The sequence below is a fragment of the Buttiauxella sp. B2 genome (assembly GCF_006376615.1).
Classification (GTDB): Bacteria; Pseudomonadota; Gammaproteobacteria; order Enterobacterales; family Enterobacteriaceae; genus Buttiauxella.
This window is the reverse complement of record NZ_VEXQ01000041.1, coordinates 1-15,689: the sequence shown is the minus strand read 5'-3', so window position 1 is coordinate 15,689 and position 15,689 is coordinate 1. Positions and strand designations below refer to the sequence as shown.

Below are 15,689 nucleotides of genomic sequence, written 5' to 3'. Positions count from 1 at the left end.
GGAATTTAAAGGCCTGCAATCGTTTCATGTGTTGAATTTTGGCAGAAGTTAGGTAGAAAACCGTGCCTTATATCCCCGCCCTGAAGGTCGAGGCTTTACGGCACACCAGGTAAGTGTCACGGCAAATCGAGCCATTAACTTTTAGGGTTCTGTCGCATTAAGGTGATACCTGGTAACATACTGTTTTTTTTTATTGTAATATTATCTGCTCATATCTCTGATCCGAAACACCTTCAAACGTCTGCATTATCTCATTGATGTTATTGCCCAGTGCCTTCGTGATTTGGAAGAGATGATGACGGAACGCGGTATCTCCGTTGACCATTCCACACTACATCGTTGGGTTATTCGCATGGTGCCGCGTTTCGTCGTCATAAATGCAGTGTGGGCCGTCGGTGGCGAATGGATGAAACCTATATAAAAGTTAAAGGTCAGTGGAAATACCTGTACCGGGCAGTTGATACCTGCGGTCAGACTGTCGATTTTCTGCTGACGGCAAAGCGGGATGCGGCGGCAGCTCTGCGTTTCTTCCACAAGGCTATCCGAGAAGTCGTGAGCATTGATAAAAGTGGCTCCAATACGGCAGCGTTAGACGCACTCAATGCCGGGAAACCTGATGAAGAAACCATCATGTCAGGCAGAGTAAGTACCTGAATAACCTTGTTGAGCAGGATCACCGGAATATCAAACGGCGAATACATCTGATGCAGGGATTTAAGTCATATCTACGGTCGCAGACGGTTCTGGCGGGCATCGAATTGATTCACATGATACGCAAAGGGCAATATCAACATTCGCAAAGTGATGGATTGTCACCCGCGGAACAATTTTATTTACTGGCTGCCTGAATAATCGTCAACGCCGCTGTTGCTGACCTGTCGCCGTTAACGTGACACAACCTTAATCTTGGCGTCTCATTGGCGCGACGATGAAGTTTACGCCCAGTTCCTGCAGACGATGTAATACCGTCCCCGGTGTCCCCTGATTAACAATCACCGCGTCAAACTCCGTCAGGCGCGCGAAACTGTTCAGTGCACGACGCTCAAATTTGGTGTGATCTGCCAGCAAAATACGTTTATTTGCCGCATCGAACATTGCGCGTTTAGTCTCTACGGTTTCTGCTGACTGGTGAAATACACCGTCGTCGACAATTGCCGACATGCTGACAAAAAACATATCAGCGCGCAGATTTTGAATTTCATTACGCGTCATCCGCCCCATGAAGGCATTACACCAATTGTAATACTGCCCTCCCAATCCCATTAGCGTGATATCACGAGCATCTTTCAGTTCAGTCATCAACGTCAGTGAGTTGGTGATAACGGTGAGCGGCGTTTTAGTCGGCAGGAAACGCGCCAATTGCAGCACGGTGGTTGAGTCATCTAAAAATAATGCTTGTCCAGGTTCGATAAAGCTGGCCGCAACCTCGGCAATGGCCCATTTTTCCTCCTGCTGCCGACTGGCACGATACAGGCCACTAGACTCGACGAGGCTCGTTGGCGTGGCCGACACGACACCACGCGTTTTATGCAATAACCCTTTATCCGCCAGCTCGTCAATATCTCGGTGTGCGGTCATTAGGCTGATATCGAAACGCTCAGTAATATCCTCAATGCGGATCGCACCTTCTTGCATCACAGCTTCGACAATTAACTGCCGACGAGCACGTTGACGCGCCTGACGGCTATCGCCGGGCAATGGCTCTGCCATGAAAGTGTCCACTGAATTATCCTGAGAGGAATTAGCCATCATTCAATCCGTTAGCAAAAACATAAGTGAATTGCAGCACCGCCAATGGAGTCCGACCCATCGGCGGTGTGCTCGTGTTAATTATTTCGAGAGTACAAAAGGTGACGTGTACTTAGCTGCGTTGTCTTTAGTTATCAGTACACAGTCAAAAAGCTGCTTCTCACTCGAAGCACCCGTCTTACCGGTCTTGAGGAAATGGTCTGCCTGTTCAACCGCTTTAGCAGAAAACACTGCCACTGGCTGCAACACAGTATACGTCAGCTCACCCGCTTTAACTGCATCCACCGCATCAGGCGAACCATCAAAGGCGCCCACGGTAACTTGCTTCAGCTTGCCCGCTTCTTTCAGTGCCGCAATAGCCCCCAGCGCCATTTCATCGTTACCGCTGATCACCCCTTTAATATCCGGGTGGGCCTGCAACATTGATTGCATTTTGTTGTACCCTTGGGTGCGATCCCAATTCGCCACTTCTTTGCCTACTTTATCTAAATCTGGATACTGAGAAAGTACCGTCGCGTAACCATTGGCGCGGGTAGCCGCATTATTATCGGAAGGCGAGCCAAGCAGTTCAACATATTTTCCTGAGTCACCGGTGGCCTTCACCCACTCCATCGCCCCCAGTGCCGCTCCCTGAGCATTATTAGAAACCAACTGTGATTTTGCTAAACCGCTCTGGTTCAATTCCGCATTAATGACGAAAACAGGAATGCCCGCAGCAATCGCCTTTTTCACTGAGCCAACCGACCCGTCGGCGTTCGCAGGGTCAAGAATAATCGCTTTTGATTTATTAGTAATGGCCGTATCAATCAACTGACTTTCGGTATTGGTGTCCCCTTTATGGGCACTGACTAAAGCCTGATAGCCCAGTTTTTCTGCGGCTGATTTGGCAACCTGCCCTTCGGTATACCAGTACGGGTTAGAAGGATCGTTGACTATTATTGTCATCAGCCCTTGATTCGCCCATACAGGGCTGGATAAGGTGGTCAGTACCGCTGTGGCTGCTATCAGTAAAAAACGCTTGCTGTTCAACATAGTGAGTGCTCCATTTTGCAGGGTAAGGATTTTATTTGCACCGTTAAACGGTGCTTATGATGTTATTTACTGCGCCGTCCGTACTGAAGGGTATTAAGCAATACCGCCAGCACGATCACTGCGCCCGTAAATACCGTTTGCCAGTATGCCGAGACACCGATAATCACTAGACCATCGGACAAAAAACCGATGACAAAAGCGCCGAGCAATGTACCGCGCACATTGCCTCGCCCACCGGTCAGCGCAGCACCGCCAATGACAACCGCCGCGATGGCGGTTAATTCATAAGTGGTACCCGCCGTTGGCCCAGCTGAGGTTAGTTGTGAAGAAAGCACCAGCCCAGCCAGCGCCGCGCAAATGCCAGAAATAACATACACGGTGATTTTGACGCGCTTCACCGGTACGCCGGAAAGATCAGCCGCACGCTCGTTGCCGCCAGATGCATAAAGCCAGCGGCCAAAAGCCGTACGTGATAATAAAAAACCGCAGGCTAGTGCTACTGCCGCCAGCTCCAACACGCCAACCGGAATACCAAACATGCGATTAAAGCCCAGCCACTCAAAACCGGTATTACCCAACGCTTCGCTGCCGGAAAGTTTGTTATAGGTCAGCCCGTTGGTCATCAGCAGCGCGGCACCGCGTGCGACATACAGTGAACCGAGCGTGGCGACAAAAGCAGGGACACGAAAAATGGCAATTAATACGCCGTTGATAAGCCCCACCAAAGCCCCTAAAGTCAGGGTCAGCAACACCACCGCCCAGACGGGGAAATATAGCACCACGCCCAGAGACTCTAGGTTTACGCCCTGCATCAAAAATCCGGCAAAAACCCCGGCCAGACCGAGCGTTGATCCCACGGACAAATCGATACCGCCGTTTAAAATAACCAACAACATACCAATGGCAGGTAGGCCAAAAATCACCACATGTGACGCCATCGTTAAGAAGTTAGAACTGGAAAAATAGTTCGGCGATAGTGACGAAAAAACGGCAATAATCGCCAACAAGGCGAAGAAGGCGCGACCTTTTAGTAGCCATTGTGCGGCAAAGGTGACTATAGCCCCTTGCCCACTGGCCGGAGCGATAGTGTTGATCACGGGCAACGCGCGGATTTTCTCGTTCATAATTGAAGCTCCATTCAGATTCAGACGCTTACGGACTCGCCGGAGGCGGCCATGATGCATTCTTTGGATACCGATGCGTCAAAGATGGCGCTAATTCGCCCTTTGCTCATCACGACAATACGGTGCGCCACGCTCAGGCATTCCCCCACTTCAGAAGTGGAGTAAATGACCGCCAGTCCTTTACGCGCATTTTCCGCTAACAGGCGGAAGACTTCGGCCTTGGCACCGATATCAATTCCACGACTAGGCTCATCAAGCAGAATGACTTTCGGGCGTGTCGCCAATACTTTGCCGATCACAACTTTTTGCTGATTGCCACCGGAAAGTGAACCGATATCGGCTTCGCCTCCAGCGGTTTTAACCGTCACATTACGAATAGAATCATTGATTAATGCCTTCTCTTGCTTGAAGGACAGCACCATTTTTTTGACAATGTCACTGATACTGGCGAGTGACAGGTTTTCTCCGACGGACATGGTTTGTACAAGGCCATCACGCTGACGATCTTCTGGAACCAGCGCCAAGCCACGCTTAATCCGGCTGGCGATGCTCAGTGTGGAAATGTTTTGTTCTGCAAGGGACACCGTTCCGCTAGCCGTAGGAAGCCGCCCGGCGATGCACTCCATCAGCTCGGTACGCCCCGCCCCCATCAACCCATAGATGCAGACGATTTCACCGGCTTTGACGTTGAGTGACAGGTTATCTACCGCTAAATATTCACCTTTTCCCTGTACACACAACTTATTGATGTTCAACGCCGTCTCCCCGAATTCGTATCCCGACGGTGGGCAACCGAGGTCAAAATGATCACCTACCATATTGCGCACGATCCACTCCAGATCGATGTCGCTGCGGTTAGCTTTTGCTGTCATCACCCCATCACGCAGCACCACGGCTTGATCGGTAATTTCCAACGCCTCCTCCAGGTGATGAGAGATATAAACAATCGCCACGCCGCGTCTGGTCAAATCGCGGATTATTTTGAACAGTACTTTCACTTCTGCCGCACTCAATGCAGAAGTCGGCTCATCCATAATCAAAATGCGTGCATTGACTGAAAGAGCCCGGGCAATCTCGACAATTTGCTGCTGCCCAAGACGCAACACCTCAGCGGGTATCAGAGGGTCAATGTCCTCTTCGAGTTCAAGCATCAGTTCACGAGTTATTCGCTCCTCTTCAGCAAAATCAACGCCGGAAGCATGGGATATTTCACGACCAATAAAGATGTTGTCGCGCACATTGAGATTGGGTGCGAGATTCAACTCCTGATGAATAATTGAGATGCCGCATTCGCGGGCTTGCGTGGCTGAGGAAAAGATGCAAGGTTTGCCGTCAAGAATGATCTCACCGGACGTTGGCGTGACGACGCCTGAAAGGATTTTCATCAGCGTCGATTTACCCGCGCCATTTTCTCCAAACAACGTTGTCACTTGGCCGCAGCGAATCTCAAAGTTGACGCCTTTCAGGGCATGGTTAGATCCATAAATCTTGCTGATATTATTCGCGGCCAGTACCACATCGTGCTGTACCAGCGCCGCATTTAAAGTGGCATTAATCATTGGATCTCAATCCTCACAGGTGTGACCAGCCAGTTATCCGGACTAAGTAATCTAAAGATCCCAACAACTTTCACCTGTTTACCACTGAGTAAAGAGGTATCAAGCGGTGCCAGCACTATCGATTTCATCGCCTGATTAATCGAAGTTCCGGCGTTCTGGTACTCGATTTGATTGGTGAAATCACCAAACATAATTTTTCCTGTCGCATCACGCAAATCGGTACCCGTAATGACCGGGCCGGTTTGCAAACGAAGATGTAGCGAAGGCGGAACGTCTGCCACCATGATGGTGTAGAGCCCTTTCTTGCCGCTGCCCACAGTACCGGTGAACGAAATCGGGAACACTGGCAGTGGCGAACCAACGCCATATTTGTCTATCGCCTGCTGGCGATCTTCTTTGAGTCGCATTGCCAGTTCACTGGCGGGCACCGCACGACTCTCAACGTTCTTCTGAATGGAAGGGAAAACCTTAGGGCCATAGGCTTCCATTGAAAAACCCTGCTCCTGGGTATCGGAAAACGAACCGATAGCCACGACTTTGGTATCCAGAGCAATCCCGCAAATCACCAGTGCAACGGCAAGACAGGATGTAGCTATGCGCCTTGATGGTCCCCTTTTTGCCAATGCTGGCAGTGCAGCCTGAGTACTCATATCCCACCTCCTCCTCTTTCCGCTCTGGTTATCGTGCAGTGTTAACATTTGAAATGTTATATATGCGATATGTTATGTGATAAAAATGTTAGAAACATGTGTCTGTGTCAATTGCAATTCTAACCTTTTCTCTGGAAGGGGATCTGGATCTAGTTCTGGGTGTCGACGTGCTATTTTTGAACAAAACCGAGAAGGGAAATAACCGTAAAAATATATTTCTTCATACTTAAAAATGAAAAACACAATGTTAAATTTAAAAAATATTATTATAAAACAATAATTTAAAAAATTAAAAATAAAAAAACACACTGAACAAATGATACAAACGTCATTATCACCCCTGACGCTATCTTGAGAGCTATCACCGCAGGACACACAAATAAAATGTGATCTTACTCGCTATTTTATGTGAAATATTATTTTCAAAACGAAAAATAATGCACCCGTAGTGTTAACTTAGTGATATTTGATGTATCCATTACATATCATTTTGTTTACATAAAATTAACCACCGGTTTCCGATGCTGGCAGGGGAGAAAAAATGGATCATCGCGCAATTATTCTCGGTATCGACTCCGGGACTTCCGTTGTCAAAGCGGTAGCTTTTGATCTCGAGGGGCAGCAACTCGGCTGCGCCTCCGTACGCAACACCTACTACCGCCATATAGATGGTTCTGCTTTGCAGTGTATGGATAAAACCTGGCAGGATTGCGCTCTCGCTATTCGCAAGCTCGGTGAGCAGATCGAAGATCTTCCACGTCGTGTTGCCGCCGTTTCCGTCACCGCTCAAGGCGATGGCAGCTGGTTTGTGGATACGCATAACCGGCCTCGCGGTCAGGCTTGGCTCTGGTTGGATGCCCGGGCAGCAGGCACGGTGAAAAATCTAGAACAACATGAACTGGCTCTGGCGCGATTTCAGGCAACAGGCACTGGGCTAAATACCTGTCAGCAAGGCGCTCAGTTGGCCTTTATTGAGAGCCAGTATCCTGAATTACTCGATAGCTCTGATGCCGTGATGCATTGCAAGGACTGGCTGTACCTAAATTTGACTGGCGTTCGTGCAACAGACCCGTCCGAAGCCAGTTTCACATTTGGCAATTTCCGCACCCGGCGCTACGACGAAACCGTGATTGAAGCACTCGGCTTAACCCATCGTCGCACGCTGTTCCCGGAGATCATTGAAGGCACCGAAGTCACTCATCCGCTCACTGAAGAAGCCGCGCGAGTCACCGGACTGCTAGCGGGCACTCCGGTTTGCCTTGGCTATGTCGATATGGTGATGACCGCGCTTGGCGCCGGTGTGTTTACCGGTGATGCAAATACAGCCTGCTCAGTGATTGGCTCCACGGGCGTCCATATGCGCGCAGTCAGTAACGATGACGTGTATCTGAATGAAGCTCGAACCGGGTATGTCATTGCTCTGCCCTCACCAGGCATGGTGACTCAGGTACAAACCAATATGGCCTCGACACTGAACCTCGACTGGTTGCTGAACATAGTCCAGTCACTGATCTGCCAGTTTGGCGGTCAGGTCGATCACGCCACCTTGCTGCAGCATATCGATCGTTGGCTGAGTGAATCGCGTCCTGGTTCGCTGATGTATCATCCCTATATCTCACTTGCTGGGGAACGTGGCCCTTTCGTCAACCCCGATGCGAGGGCAAGTTTTATTGGACTCGGCTACAGTCACGGCTTCGCCGACATGGTTCGAGCAATTATCGAAGGCATGGGGATGGCCGCGCGTGATTGCTATCGAGCAATGGGCAGTGCAGCACCTGAAGAACTCCGTCTGTCAGGCGGTGCCATTCGATCACCTCAACTACGTCAGATTCTGGGAGCCTGCATCGGTGCGCCTGTGCGCAACAGCACACGGGAAGAAGCCGGTGCTGCTGGCGCCGCAATGATGGCAGCCGTTGCAATTGGTGTTTATCCCTCTATTTCTCAGTGTGTCGACACCTGGGTTACACCATTACTTGGTGAGCGCGAATACCCCGATGCGATGCTCATCGAGCGGTATAACGCACTTGATGTGAGCTATCAGCAGTCCCGCGACCTGCTTCCACCGGTTTGGCGAGATCTGCAACATTTGTTACCCCAACAACTGACCCCTCCTGTGAGTGATGGGACAAATATCGCAGCCGAAAGGAGCCTTAAATGAAAGAGTCTATATTGGATCTGTTTGTCATTGGCGGAGGGATTAACGGTGCCGGCATCGCACGTGATGCGGCTGGCCGCGGTCTGTCGGTCATGATGTGTGAAAAGGATGACCTCGCGCAAGGTACATCCTCGCGTTCGGGAAAGCTGGTTCACGGCGGACTACGCTATCTGGAATACTACGAGTTTCGTCTTGTCAGAGAAGCGTTGATCGAGCGTGAAGTTCTACTGAACTCCGCCTGCCATATTATCTGGCCGATGCGCTTTGTGCTGCCACATAATCCGACAGATCGCCCCGCATGGCTGGTTCGCCTCGGACTGTTCCTTTATGACCACCTTGGCGGGCGTAAAAAATTACCAGGAACGCGATCGCTTGATCTGAAACGCGATCCAGAAGGTGCCCCGATTCTGGACACCTATAAATCCGGTTTCGAATACTCTGATTGCTGGGTCGATGATGCAAGACTGGTCGCCCTGAATGCGCTTGATGCCGCCGAGCGCGGTGCCAGCATATTGCCCCGCACGCGATGCCTATCAGCCGTCCGTCAGCAGTCAAAATGGGAAATCACACTGCTGGATGAAAATACCGGTAAACAGCAGGTTGTGCATGCTCGCGCGTTGGTTAACGCCGCTGGTCCTTGGGTGCTAGATATTATCAAAAATGTGGCTAACGCTCACACCAGCCGCAGTGTCCGTCTGGTAAAAGGCTCACATATTATTGTCGATAAATTCTGGGAGGGACAGCAAGCCTACCTAGTCCAAAACCACGACAAACGCGTCATTTTTATCAATCCCTATGAAAGCAATAAAGCACTGATTGGCACCACAGATATTCCTTATGACGGCAAAGCCGAATCTGTCATGGCCGATGAACAGGAAATTAAGTATCTGATGGATGTGGTCAATCGTTATTTCAAAGTCAAACTGCGCCGTGATGATGTCATCACCCATTTTTCCGGTGTGCGTCCCTTGTTTGACGATGGCAAAGGCAACCCTTCGGCGGTGACCCGCGACTACGTTTTTGAGCTAGACGATCAACAAAATGCACCGTTGCTCCACATTTTCGGCGGTAAAATCACCACGTTCCGTAAACTTGCCGAACACGCCTTGCAGAAACTGGCACCTTATTTTCCGAAAATGGGTGCCGACTGGACGCGCAATGCCGTCTTGCCAGGCGGTGAGATAGCCAATGCTGATTTTGAAAGTTTCCAGCAGTCGGCCAAAGAACAGTATCCGTGGTTACCAGCCCCGCTTCGCAAACACTATTCACGTCTTTACGGCGCACGTCTTTCCACGCTATTGGGAGAGGCCCGCTCGCTGGACGATCTAGGGCAACATTTCGGCGCTAATCTGTTTGAAGCAGAAGTCCGCTATCTGGTGACATATGAGTGGGCTCAACAAGCCGAAGATATTCTCTGGCGGCGAACTAAGCATAAATTGCACCTGAGTCCGGCACAAATCGCCAGTTTCGAAACATGGTTCACTAGCAACCTGGCGGTAATACAAGCCCCAATGTCTGCTGCCAGCTAATAAAGGAAATGCTATGCCATTAACTTTGTCCCTGAACACCAACCCTTTAGTTAATCGGATTACCGACCCTGAATTGCTGATAAATTGCATCGCGCATGACATTCGCATCCGCGATGTGCAATTAACACATGAATTTATTAACCCGTCATGGCCTGCCGCGACCCTTCGCCGCTTAACGCGCCAGATGTCAGCACAAATGACGCGTACGGGCGTTCGCATCACCTCTGGAATGACCGGCCCTTATGGTCGGTTAAACCACTTCGGGCATCCTGATCCGGAGGTGCGCCGTTATTACATTAATTGGTTTAAAACATTTGCCGATATTATCGCTGAGCTCGGAGGTGAGTCAGTAGGTTCGCAGTTCGCCATTTTCAGTTGGCACGATTTTAATGACCTGCAGCGCAGGGAACAACTTATCGATATTGCTATCGACTGCTGGGCAGAAGTCGCGGATCATGCGAAGTCCTCCGGGTTACGCTACCTGTTCTGGGAACCAATGAGTGTTGGGCGTGAGTTCGGCGAAACTATTTCAGGTTGTCTGGCGCTTCAGAAACGATTGAGCGCAAGCCCGATGGCAATCCCTTTATGGATGATGGCCGATATCGATCATGGAGATGTCACCTCTGCCAATCCTGACGACTATGACCCCTACGCTTGGGCGCGCGCCGTACCTCCTTATTCACCCATTATTCACATTAAGCAGAGCATGATAGATAAGAGTGGCCATCGGCCATTCACTGCTCCATTTAACCAAAAAGGGCGCATTCAGCCACAACCGCTGCTGGAAGCGCTCGAACAAGGTGGTGCCCGAGATAATGAAATTTGTCTGGAGCTGAGCTTTAAGGAACGAGAACCGACCGATGGTCAGGTGGTGGCTGATATTGCTGAAAGCGTCGCCTTTTGGGCGCCTTATGTTGATAGTGGTATCAGTGATTTGCATCTATAAAAAAGAGTTTTGTATCAAGAGGATCGGGATGAAATACACTAATACAGCTCACGACACCGGGGACAATATTGCCTTACGTGCCGCCTGGCTTCACTTTGTGGGCGGCATGACACAATCAGATGTGGCCAAAAAGCTGGGCCTACCTTCCGTAAAGACTCATCGCCTGATCGCTCGCATGGTGGCTGAGGGTGCAGTGAAGGTGTCCATTGATGGTGATATCGTTGCCTGCCTTGAGCTGGAAGAACAACTCTGCCAGCGCTTTGGTTTGATGGAGTGCCGTATCGCCCCGGATCTCAGTGAAACCGGACTTCCTTTACGCGCCCTAGGTCAGGCTGGGGCTGATTATCTGATATCCGTTCTATCGCAGGGTAAATCCGGGACTATTGGGATTGGCCACGGGCGCACACTTTCCGCCATGATCCATTACTTGCCACGCCTTGCCGCCCCTGAGATATGCTTTGTCTCCCTGCTCGGATGCCTAACGCGTAATTATGCACTCAATCCCCACGATGTGATGCATCGCATTACTGAAAAAACCGGGGCGAAAGCCTATATGATGCCAGTCCCCTTTTTCGCCAATAACGCAGAAGATCGACGTGTGCTTTTAGCCCAGCGTGGCGTTGATGAGGTTTTCCGCATGGCTCGGGAGTCAACAACGAAGCTTGTGGGTATTGGAACCGTGACACCGGATACTCAATTGGTGGAAGTGGGCATGATTGATGAGAAGGATATGCAGGCAATTGCACATAATGGTGGCGTAGGGGAAATCCTCGGCCACTTCGTTAACTCGCACGGTGAGGTGTTATCTACCCCACTCACTGACCGTACACTGGCTGTACCGCTGGCTTTCGACCATCGCGACCATCTGATTGCTCTCGCTGGAGGAGAAGATAAGGTTGTGGCGATCCGTGCCGTGCTCAATAGCGGTATGCTTCACGGTTTGATCACCGACGAACGTACCGCCATATCCTTGCTCTCATAAACAACGAAAGACGTCAGGAGGTCGGTGCCTCTTGTCTTTATGCCACTGCACTTTGTCGTGGCTTATCGCTTAGACGAGCTTGTACCAGTTGCTCCAGCTTCTGCTGATCGGCAGCAAATAGGCGAATTCCTTCAGCCAGTTTATCAACCGCCATGGCATCTTGATGATGCAACCAGAGAAATTCCGCTTCGCTTAGTGGAGATGGGCGATGTTCCGCGTCCATAGCAGATGTCAGGCGCCGTGGCACATCGCCCTCGCACTGGATCAACTCGGCGAGTAGAGGAGGTGAAATAGTTAAGCGATCGCAACCCGCCAGCGCCAGTACCTGCTCGATACGACGGAAACTGGCCCCCATAATCACCGTATGATAACTATGTTTCTTGTAATACTGATAGATGTTACGTACTGACATCACGCCAGGATCGCTTTCTGGGTCGTAGTTTTGTACCGGCTGGTTCGCTTGATACCAATCGTAAATCCGACCGACAAACGGTGAAATTAACCAGACCCCAGCTTCTGCACAGGCTCTCGCCTGCGCAAAAGAGAATAATAGCGTCAGGTTACAATTAATCCCTTCTCGCTCTAGTTCTTCCGCCGCTTTAATACCCTGCCATGTGGCTGCCAGCTTAATAAGGATCTTCGACTTATCGATCCCCTGCTGCTGATACAAGCGAACCAATTTACGCGCCTTAGCGATACACAGTCCGCGGTCATAGGACAGCCGTGCATCCACTTCGGTAGATACACGCCCTGGCACTGATTTTGCCAGTTCCACACCAATGTTGACCGCCAACTTGTCGCTGGCATTCATCAACTGTGTTTCCGGCAAGCCGCCTTGAGCTGTCGCCCATACGATAGCGTCGTCGATAAGCGTCTGATAACGCGGCAACATAGCCGCTTTCAGAATCAAAGAAGGATTTGTGGTGGCATCTTCAGCCTCAAACTGGCCGATGGCGTCAATATCACCGCTGTCGGCCACAACAGTGGTAACGCGTTTAAGTGCATCTAACTGATTCATGACGAACACCTCGCGAAATTAAGCGCCTTTTTGTTCATAGAAGCTGATGCGGTCAACCTTGGGTGCTGAGCCTCCAGCTTCGAATTCAGATGTCATCCAAGCATCAACAATATTTTTCGCAAGCTCAGGACCAATCACCCGCGCACCAAGGGTAATGATTTGTGCGTCATTACTCTTACGCGCGCGCTGTGCAGAATAGGTATCGTGACACTGTGCAGCTCGAATACCTGGCACCTTATTTGCCACAATCGCCATGCCAATCCCGGTCCCACAAAGCAGAATTCCGCGATCATAGCTGCCATTACCGACCGCACTGGCAAGGTTCCAGGCAATGTCCGGATATATCAGTTCTTCCCCTTCCCCGTTGCTGAAATCGACAACCTCGATCCCCTGTTTAGCCAGGTGGGCAGTAACAATGTTCTTCAATTCAGTGGCGGCGTCATCGGCACCAATGGCAATAGTCGTCATGTGATCACCTCAATTATGATTTAACGTTCATATGACCATCATTCAATCATATGAACACTCAGTGAAAACTTAGATCCAACTGAGTATAAGTTCAATACGTATTCATATGTTCAGCATTAAAACAGCAGTTTTTGTAATGTTTATTTGAGAATCATCACATAATTAGTTTATTTCAACAGCCAGAAAAGCGACTTGCTGCTTATTATCTGTGAAATAATCGTGCAATACATGTGATAAAAAGTGTCCTCATAAGAACAAACAAAGAACATATGTTCATATGAAGAACGTAAATTAACCTACGATGAGAGACTGATCCATGCCGGAAAAACTTATATTGGGCATCAGCCTGAAGATGTATTTTGGTTACCAGCAGACTCTGGAATGGAGTCAGCGCATCGCCTCTGTTCTGCGTGAACATCCCCTTGCAAGCTCGAAAGATGCGGGCTTTTTCCTTTTTCCGTCAACGCCCGCCATCGCCGGTGTTCAAGCCTGCTTTCAAGGCACCTCAATGAAAATTGGCGCGCAGGATATGTCCTCCTGTGAACCAGGAGCGTGGACCGGTGAAACATCGGCCGCGATGCTGGCGGAAATGGGTTGCCAAGTCGTTGAACTGGGCCATGCCGAACGACGTCGTCATTTCCATGAAAGCCAAGACCTCATTAACCGAAAAATTCACATATCGCTGAATAACGGGCTGACGCCAGTTATTTGTATTGGTGAAGATGATCAAGTTACCCCAGCGCAGGCGATGAATATTGCTATAACCGAGGCAAAAGCCATTATTGACGCTTTACCAGAAGGATTGAGACACAAGGCACTGGTTTTTGCGTGGGAGCCAAAATGGGCCATTGGCGCGGCACAACCGGCGTCAGTTGCGTACATCCGCACAGTTTGCCGCGGTCTGAAGGAGGCGCTAAACGAGATGTCTCCTGAGAGTAAAGTGATCTATGGCGGCAGTGCTGGCCCAGGGTTACTCACCCAACTCTGGCCAGATGTTGACGGTCTGTTTCTCGGGCGATTTGCTCACCAGCCTACGGCATTCCAATCCATTCTTGACGAAGCGGCAGAACTACTAACATCGTAATCTGATATAATTTTTTTCTTTCGACCCTTATAAACCAGAGACGACGCCACACATGGATAAATCCAATCCTTCCCAAGATTTCGAGTTGCTAACGGAAATCGCCACCGCATATTACTGTGATGAAGCCACTCAGGAAGAGATTGCCAATAAATTTGGGTTTTCACGGATTAAAGTTGGCCGCATGCTAAAACGTGCACGTGAAGAAGGTATCGTCGAAATTAATGTGCGCTACCACCCGGTTTATAGCGCGCAATTAGAACAGCAGGTGCTGGCAAAATTTCCGGTAAAAAGAGTACTCATTGCCCTCGACCATCACGATGAAGATGAACAACGTAATCTGGTCGCCGCACAGGTCTCGTCGTGGCTCAATACCACTCTGAAGGACAATATGCTGGTAGCCGTTGGTCAAGGGCGAAATGTCGCCTCTGTTGCCGAACATGCCACGGTGACCCAATCCAGAAACTGTCGTTTTATTTGCGGTATTGGTGGCTCACATCGCCCGGGTGATGTCATTAATGCCGACCATATTAGCCGCTTGCTGGCGCGGAAATTCGGTGGATCCAGCGAGTCGCTCTATTCCCCTGCTTACGTCGAAAACGCGGAACTAAAAGCGGCATTAATGCAAAATGGCACCATAAAAGAAACGCTGGATCGCGCGCGTAAAGCAGATATTGCACTGGTCGGTATCGGTGATATGAATGAAGACTGCTACATGGTGAAACTCGGTTGGTTTACACCAAGAGAGATTAATTACGCCAGCCTGAATCAAGGCGTGGTAGGTGATATTGCTGGTTATGATTTCTTTAATGTACAAGGCGAACATGTTAATACTGTTATGGATGACCGGGTCATCGGTCTCAGCATTGAAGAGCTTCGCCATATTCCTTGTGTGGTGGCCATTGCGTCAGAGAACAGTAAAGCGCTCGCCATTATGGGCGCAATTCGCACTGGGGTCATTGATATTATCGCCACCAGTTCGCGCAATATTCGTACCATTTTAAGTATGCAGGGGCAGTAGTTCTGTTATGCATAACGGGGCTTTGTTGAATAAATCGAACTTTTTGCCGTTATCAGGATCAGATCACGACATTTCTGACGATATCCAAGCATCCCGTAGCAAAGCAAAAGTTCAAAATCACCAACTGGACAGCCTACAACAAGGCACTTATCAACCGCGGTTCGCTCACATTCTGGCTTGACGAGTCGACTATTCAGGCCTGGTATGACACCACGCCGTTCTCACGGGGGCGCCCACAACACGCCATCACCACCGTACTGATGCTTAAACGCGTGTTTCGCGCAAGGCTTTACCAGGTGTGCCGTAAAGCCTCGTCCTTCAGGGCGGGGATATAAGGCACGGTTTTCTACCTAACTTCTGCCAAAATTCAACACA

The 15,689-nt window shown here is 49.9% G+C and carries 13 protein-coding genes and 2 pseudogenes; 8 read left to right on the top strand and 7 right to left on the bottom strand.

The features are described 5' to 3' along the window. Positions 1–211: 211 nt before the first annotated feature. Positions 212–848 (top strand): annotated as a pseudogene (locus tag FH968_RS22650) (IS6 family transposase). A gap of 52 nt (positions 849–900) precedes the next feature. Here the strand turns inward: FH968_RS22650 and FH968_RS22645 are convergent. The 5 genes from FH968_RS22645 to FH968_RS22625 form a co-directional block, all read right to left on the bottom strand. Beyond that, positions 901–1,749 carry a DeoR/GlpR family DNA-binding transcription regulator gene (locus FH968_RS22645; protein ID WP_139883601.1) on the bottom strand — a complete coding sequence of 283 codons (849 nt, stop codon included), beginning with the start codon at positions 1,747–1,749 and terminating at the stop codon, positions 901–903. Positions 1,750–1,830: 81 nt separating this feature from the next. Beyond that, positions 1,831–2,781, bottom strand: coding sequence for a D-ribose ABC transporter substrate-binding protein (locus FH968_RS22640; protein WP_139883599.1), 951 nt, complete (start codon positions 2,779–2,781; stop codon positions 1,831–1,833). Positions 2,782–2,843: 62 nt separating this feature from the next. Beyond that, positions 2,844–3,905: an ABC transporter permease gene (locus tag FH968_RS22635; protein ID WP_139883597.1), complete on the bottom strand. Its 1,062-nt coding sequence runs from the start codon at positions 3,903–3,905 to the stop codon at positions 2,844–2,846. A 20-nt stretch (positions 3,906–3,925) separates the two neighbouring features. Beyond that, a complete protein-coding gene (locus FH968_RS22630; RefSeq protein WP_139883595.1) occupies positions 3,926–5,464 on the bottom strand; it encodes a sugar ABC transporter ATP-binding protein in 1,539 nt (512 codons plus the stop codon). Beyond that, complete coding sequence (locus tag FH968_RS22625) at positions 5,461–6,114, bottom strand: DUF2291 family protein (protein WP_139883592.1); 654 nt, start codon at positions 6,112–6,114, stop codon at positions 5,461–5,463. Before FH968_RS22625 ends, FH968_RS22630 begins: the two co-directional genes overlap by 4 nt. Before the next feature lie 541 nt (positions 6,115–6,655). Here FH968_RS22625 and FH968_RS22620 point away from each other — a divergent pair. Genes FH968_RS22620 through FH968_RS22605 form a run of 4 tightly spaced genes read left to right on the top strand, consistent with a single transcriptional unit; the run spans position 6,656 to position 11,726 of the window. Then, a complete protein-coding gene (locus tag FH968_RS22620) occupies positions 6,656–8,272 on the top strand; it encodes an FGGY-family carbohydrate kinase (RefSeq protein ID WP_139883591.1) in 1,617 nt (538 codons plus the stop codon). Further along, positions 8,269–9,798 carry a glycerol-3-phosphate dehydrogenase gene (locus FH968_RS22615; RefSeq protein WP_139883589.1) on the top strand — a complete coding sequence of 510 codons (1,530 nt, stop codon included), beginning with the start codon at positions 8,269–8,271 and terminating at the stop codon, positions 9,796–9,798. The genes FH968_RS22620 and FH968_RS22615 overlap by 4 nt, the downstream gene beginning before the upstream one ends. Positions 9,799–9,811: 13 nt before the next feature. Further along, the gene (locus FH968_RS22610; protein WP_139883587.1) at positions 9,812–10,744 is read left to right on the top strand and encodes a sugar phosphate isomerase/epimerase; all 933 of its coding nucleotides are present in this window, start codon (positions 9,812–9,814) and stop codon (positions 10,742–10,744) included. A gap of 28 nt (positions 10,745–10,772) precedes the next feature. Next, a complete protein-coding gene (locus FH968_RS22605) occupies positions 10,773–11,726 on the top strand; it encodes a sugar-binding transcriptional regulator (protein WP_139883584.1) in 954 nt (317 codons plus the stop codon). A 37-nt stretch (positions 11,727–11,763) separates the two neighbouring features. Here the strand turns inward: FH968_RS22605 and tal are convergent, their stop codons facing one another. Both tal and rpiB read right to left on the bottom strand, forming a co-directional pair. Then, positions 11,764–12,744, bottom strand: a complete 981-nt coding sequence (tal, locus tag FH968_RS22600; protein WP_139883582.1) for a transaldolase — start codon at positions 12,742–12,744, stop codon at positions 11,764–11,766. A gap of 18 nt (positions 12,745–12,762) precedes the next feature. Continuing rightward, complete coding sequence (gene rpiB, locus FH968_RS22595; protein ID WP_139883580.1) at positions 12,763–13,212, bottom strand: ribose 5-phosphate isomerase B; 450 nt, start codon at positions 13,210–13,212, stop codon at positions 12,763–12,765. Between the two features lie 316 nt (positions 13,213–13,528). Here rpiB and FH968_RS22590 point away from each other — a divergent pair, with 316 nt between their 5' ends. From FH968_RS22590 to FH968_RS22580, 3 genes and pseudogenes are all read left to right on the top strand, one after another. Then, complete coding sequence (locus FH968_RS22590) at positions 13,529–14,296, top strand: triose-phosphate isomerase family protein (RefSeq protein WP_139883578.1); 768 nt, start codon at positions 13,529–13,531, stop codon at positions 14,294–14,296. A 52-nt stretch (positions 14,297–14,348) separates the two neighbouring features. After that, positions 14,349–15,314: a sugar-binding transcriptional regulator gene (locus FH968_RS22585; RefSeq protein WP_139883575.1), complete on the top strand. Its 966-nt coding sequence runs from the start codon at positions 14,349–14,351 to the stop codon at positions 15,312–15,314. A gap of 80 nt (positions 15,315–15,394) precedes the next feature. Beyond that, positions 15,395–15,592: pseudogene (locus FH968_RS22580) on the top strand (transposase); the annotation flags it as partial. Positions 15,593–15,689: the final 97 nt, after the last annotated feature.

Bases quoted from the DNA above. Each gene is read 5' to 3' on its own strand.
- FH968_RS22625 (WP_139883592.1), bottom strand. From the start codon at position 6,114: ATGAGTACTCAGGCTGCACTGCCAGCATTGGCAAAAAGGGGACCATCA.
- FH968_RS22610 (WP_139883587.1), top strand. From the start codon at position 9,812: ATGCCATTAACTTTGTCCCTGAACACCAACCCTTTAGTTAATCGGATT.
- tal (WP_139883582.1), bottom strand. From the start codon at position 12,744: ATGAATCAGTTAGATGCACTTAAACGCGTTACCACTGTTGTGGCCGAC.
- FH968_RS22585 (WP_139883575.1), top strand. From the start codon at position 14,349: ATGGATAAATCCAATCCTTCCCAAGATTTCGAGTTGCTAACGGAAATC.
- FH968_RS22620 (WP_139883591.1), top strand. From the start codon at position 6,656: ATGGATCATCGCGCAATTATTCTCGGTATCGACTCCGGGACTTCCGTT.
- FH968_RS22635 (WP_139883597.1), bottom strand. From the start codon at position 3,905: ATGAACGAGAAAATCCGCGCGTTGCCCGTGATCAACACTATCGCTCCG.
- FH968_RS22590 (WP_139883578.1), top strand. From the start codon at position 13,529: ATGCCGGAAAAACTTATATTGGGCATCAGCCTGAAGATGTATTTTGGT.
- FH968_RS22640 (WP_139883599.1), bottom strand. From the start codon at position 2,781: ATGTTGAACAGCAAGCGTTTTTTACTGATAGCAGCCACAGCGGTACTG.
- FH968_RS22630 (WP_139883595.1), bottom strand. From the start codon at position 5,464: ATGATTAATGCCACTTTAAATGCGGCGCTGGTACAGCACGATGTGGTA.
- FH968_RS22615 (WP_139883589.1), top strand. From the start codon at position 8,269: ATGAAAGAGTCTATATTGGATCTGTTTGTCATTGGCGGAGGGATTAAC.
- FH968_RS22605 (WP_139883584.1), top strand. From the start codon at position 10,773: ATGAAATACACTAATACAGCTCACGACACCGGGGACAATATTGCCTTA.
- FH968_RS22645 (WP_139883601.1), bottom strand. From the start codon at position 1,749: ATGGCTAATTCCTCTCAGGATAATTCAGTGGACACTTTCATGGCAGAG.
- rpiB (WP_139883580.1), bottom strand. From the start codon at position 13,212: ATGACGACTATTGCCATTGGTGCCGATGACGCCGCCACTGAATTGAAG.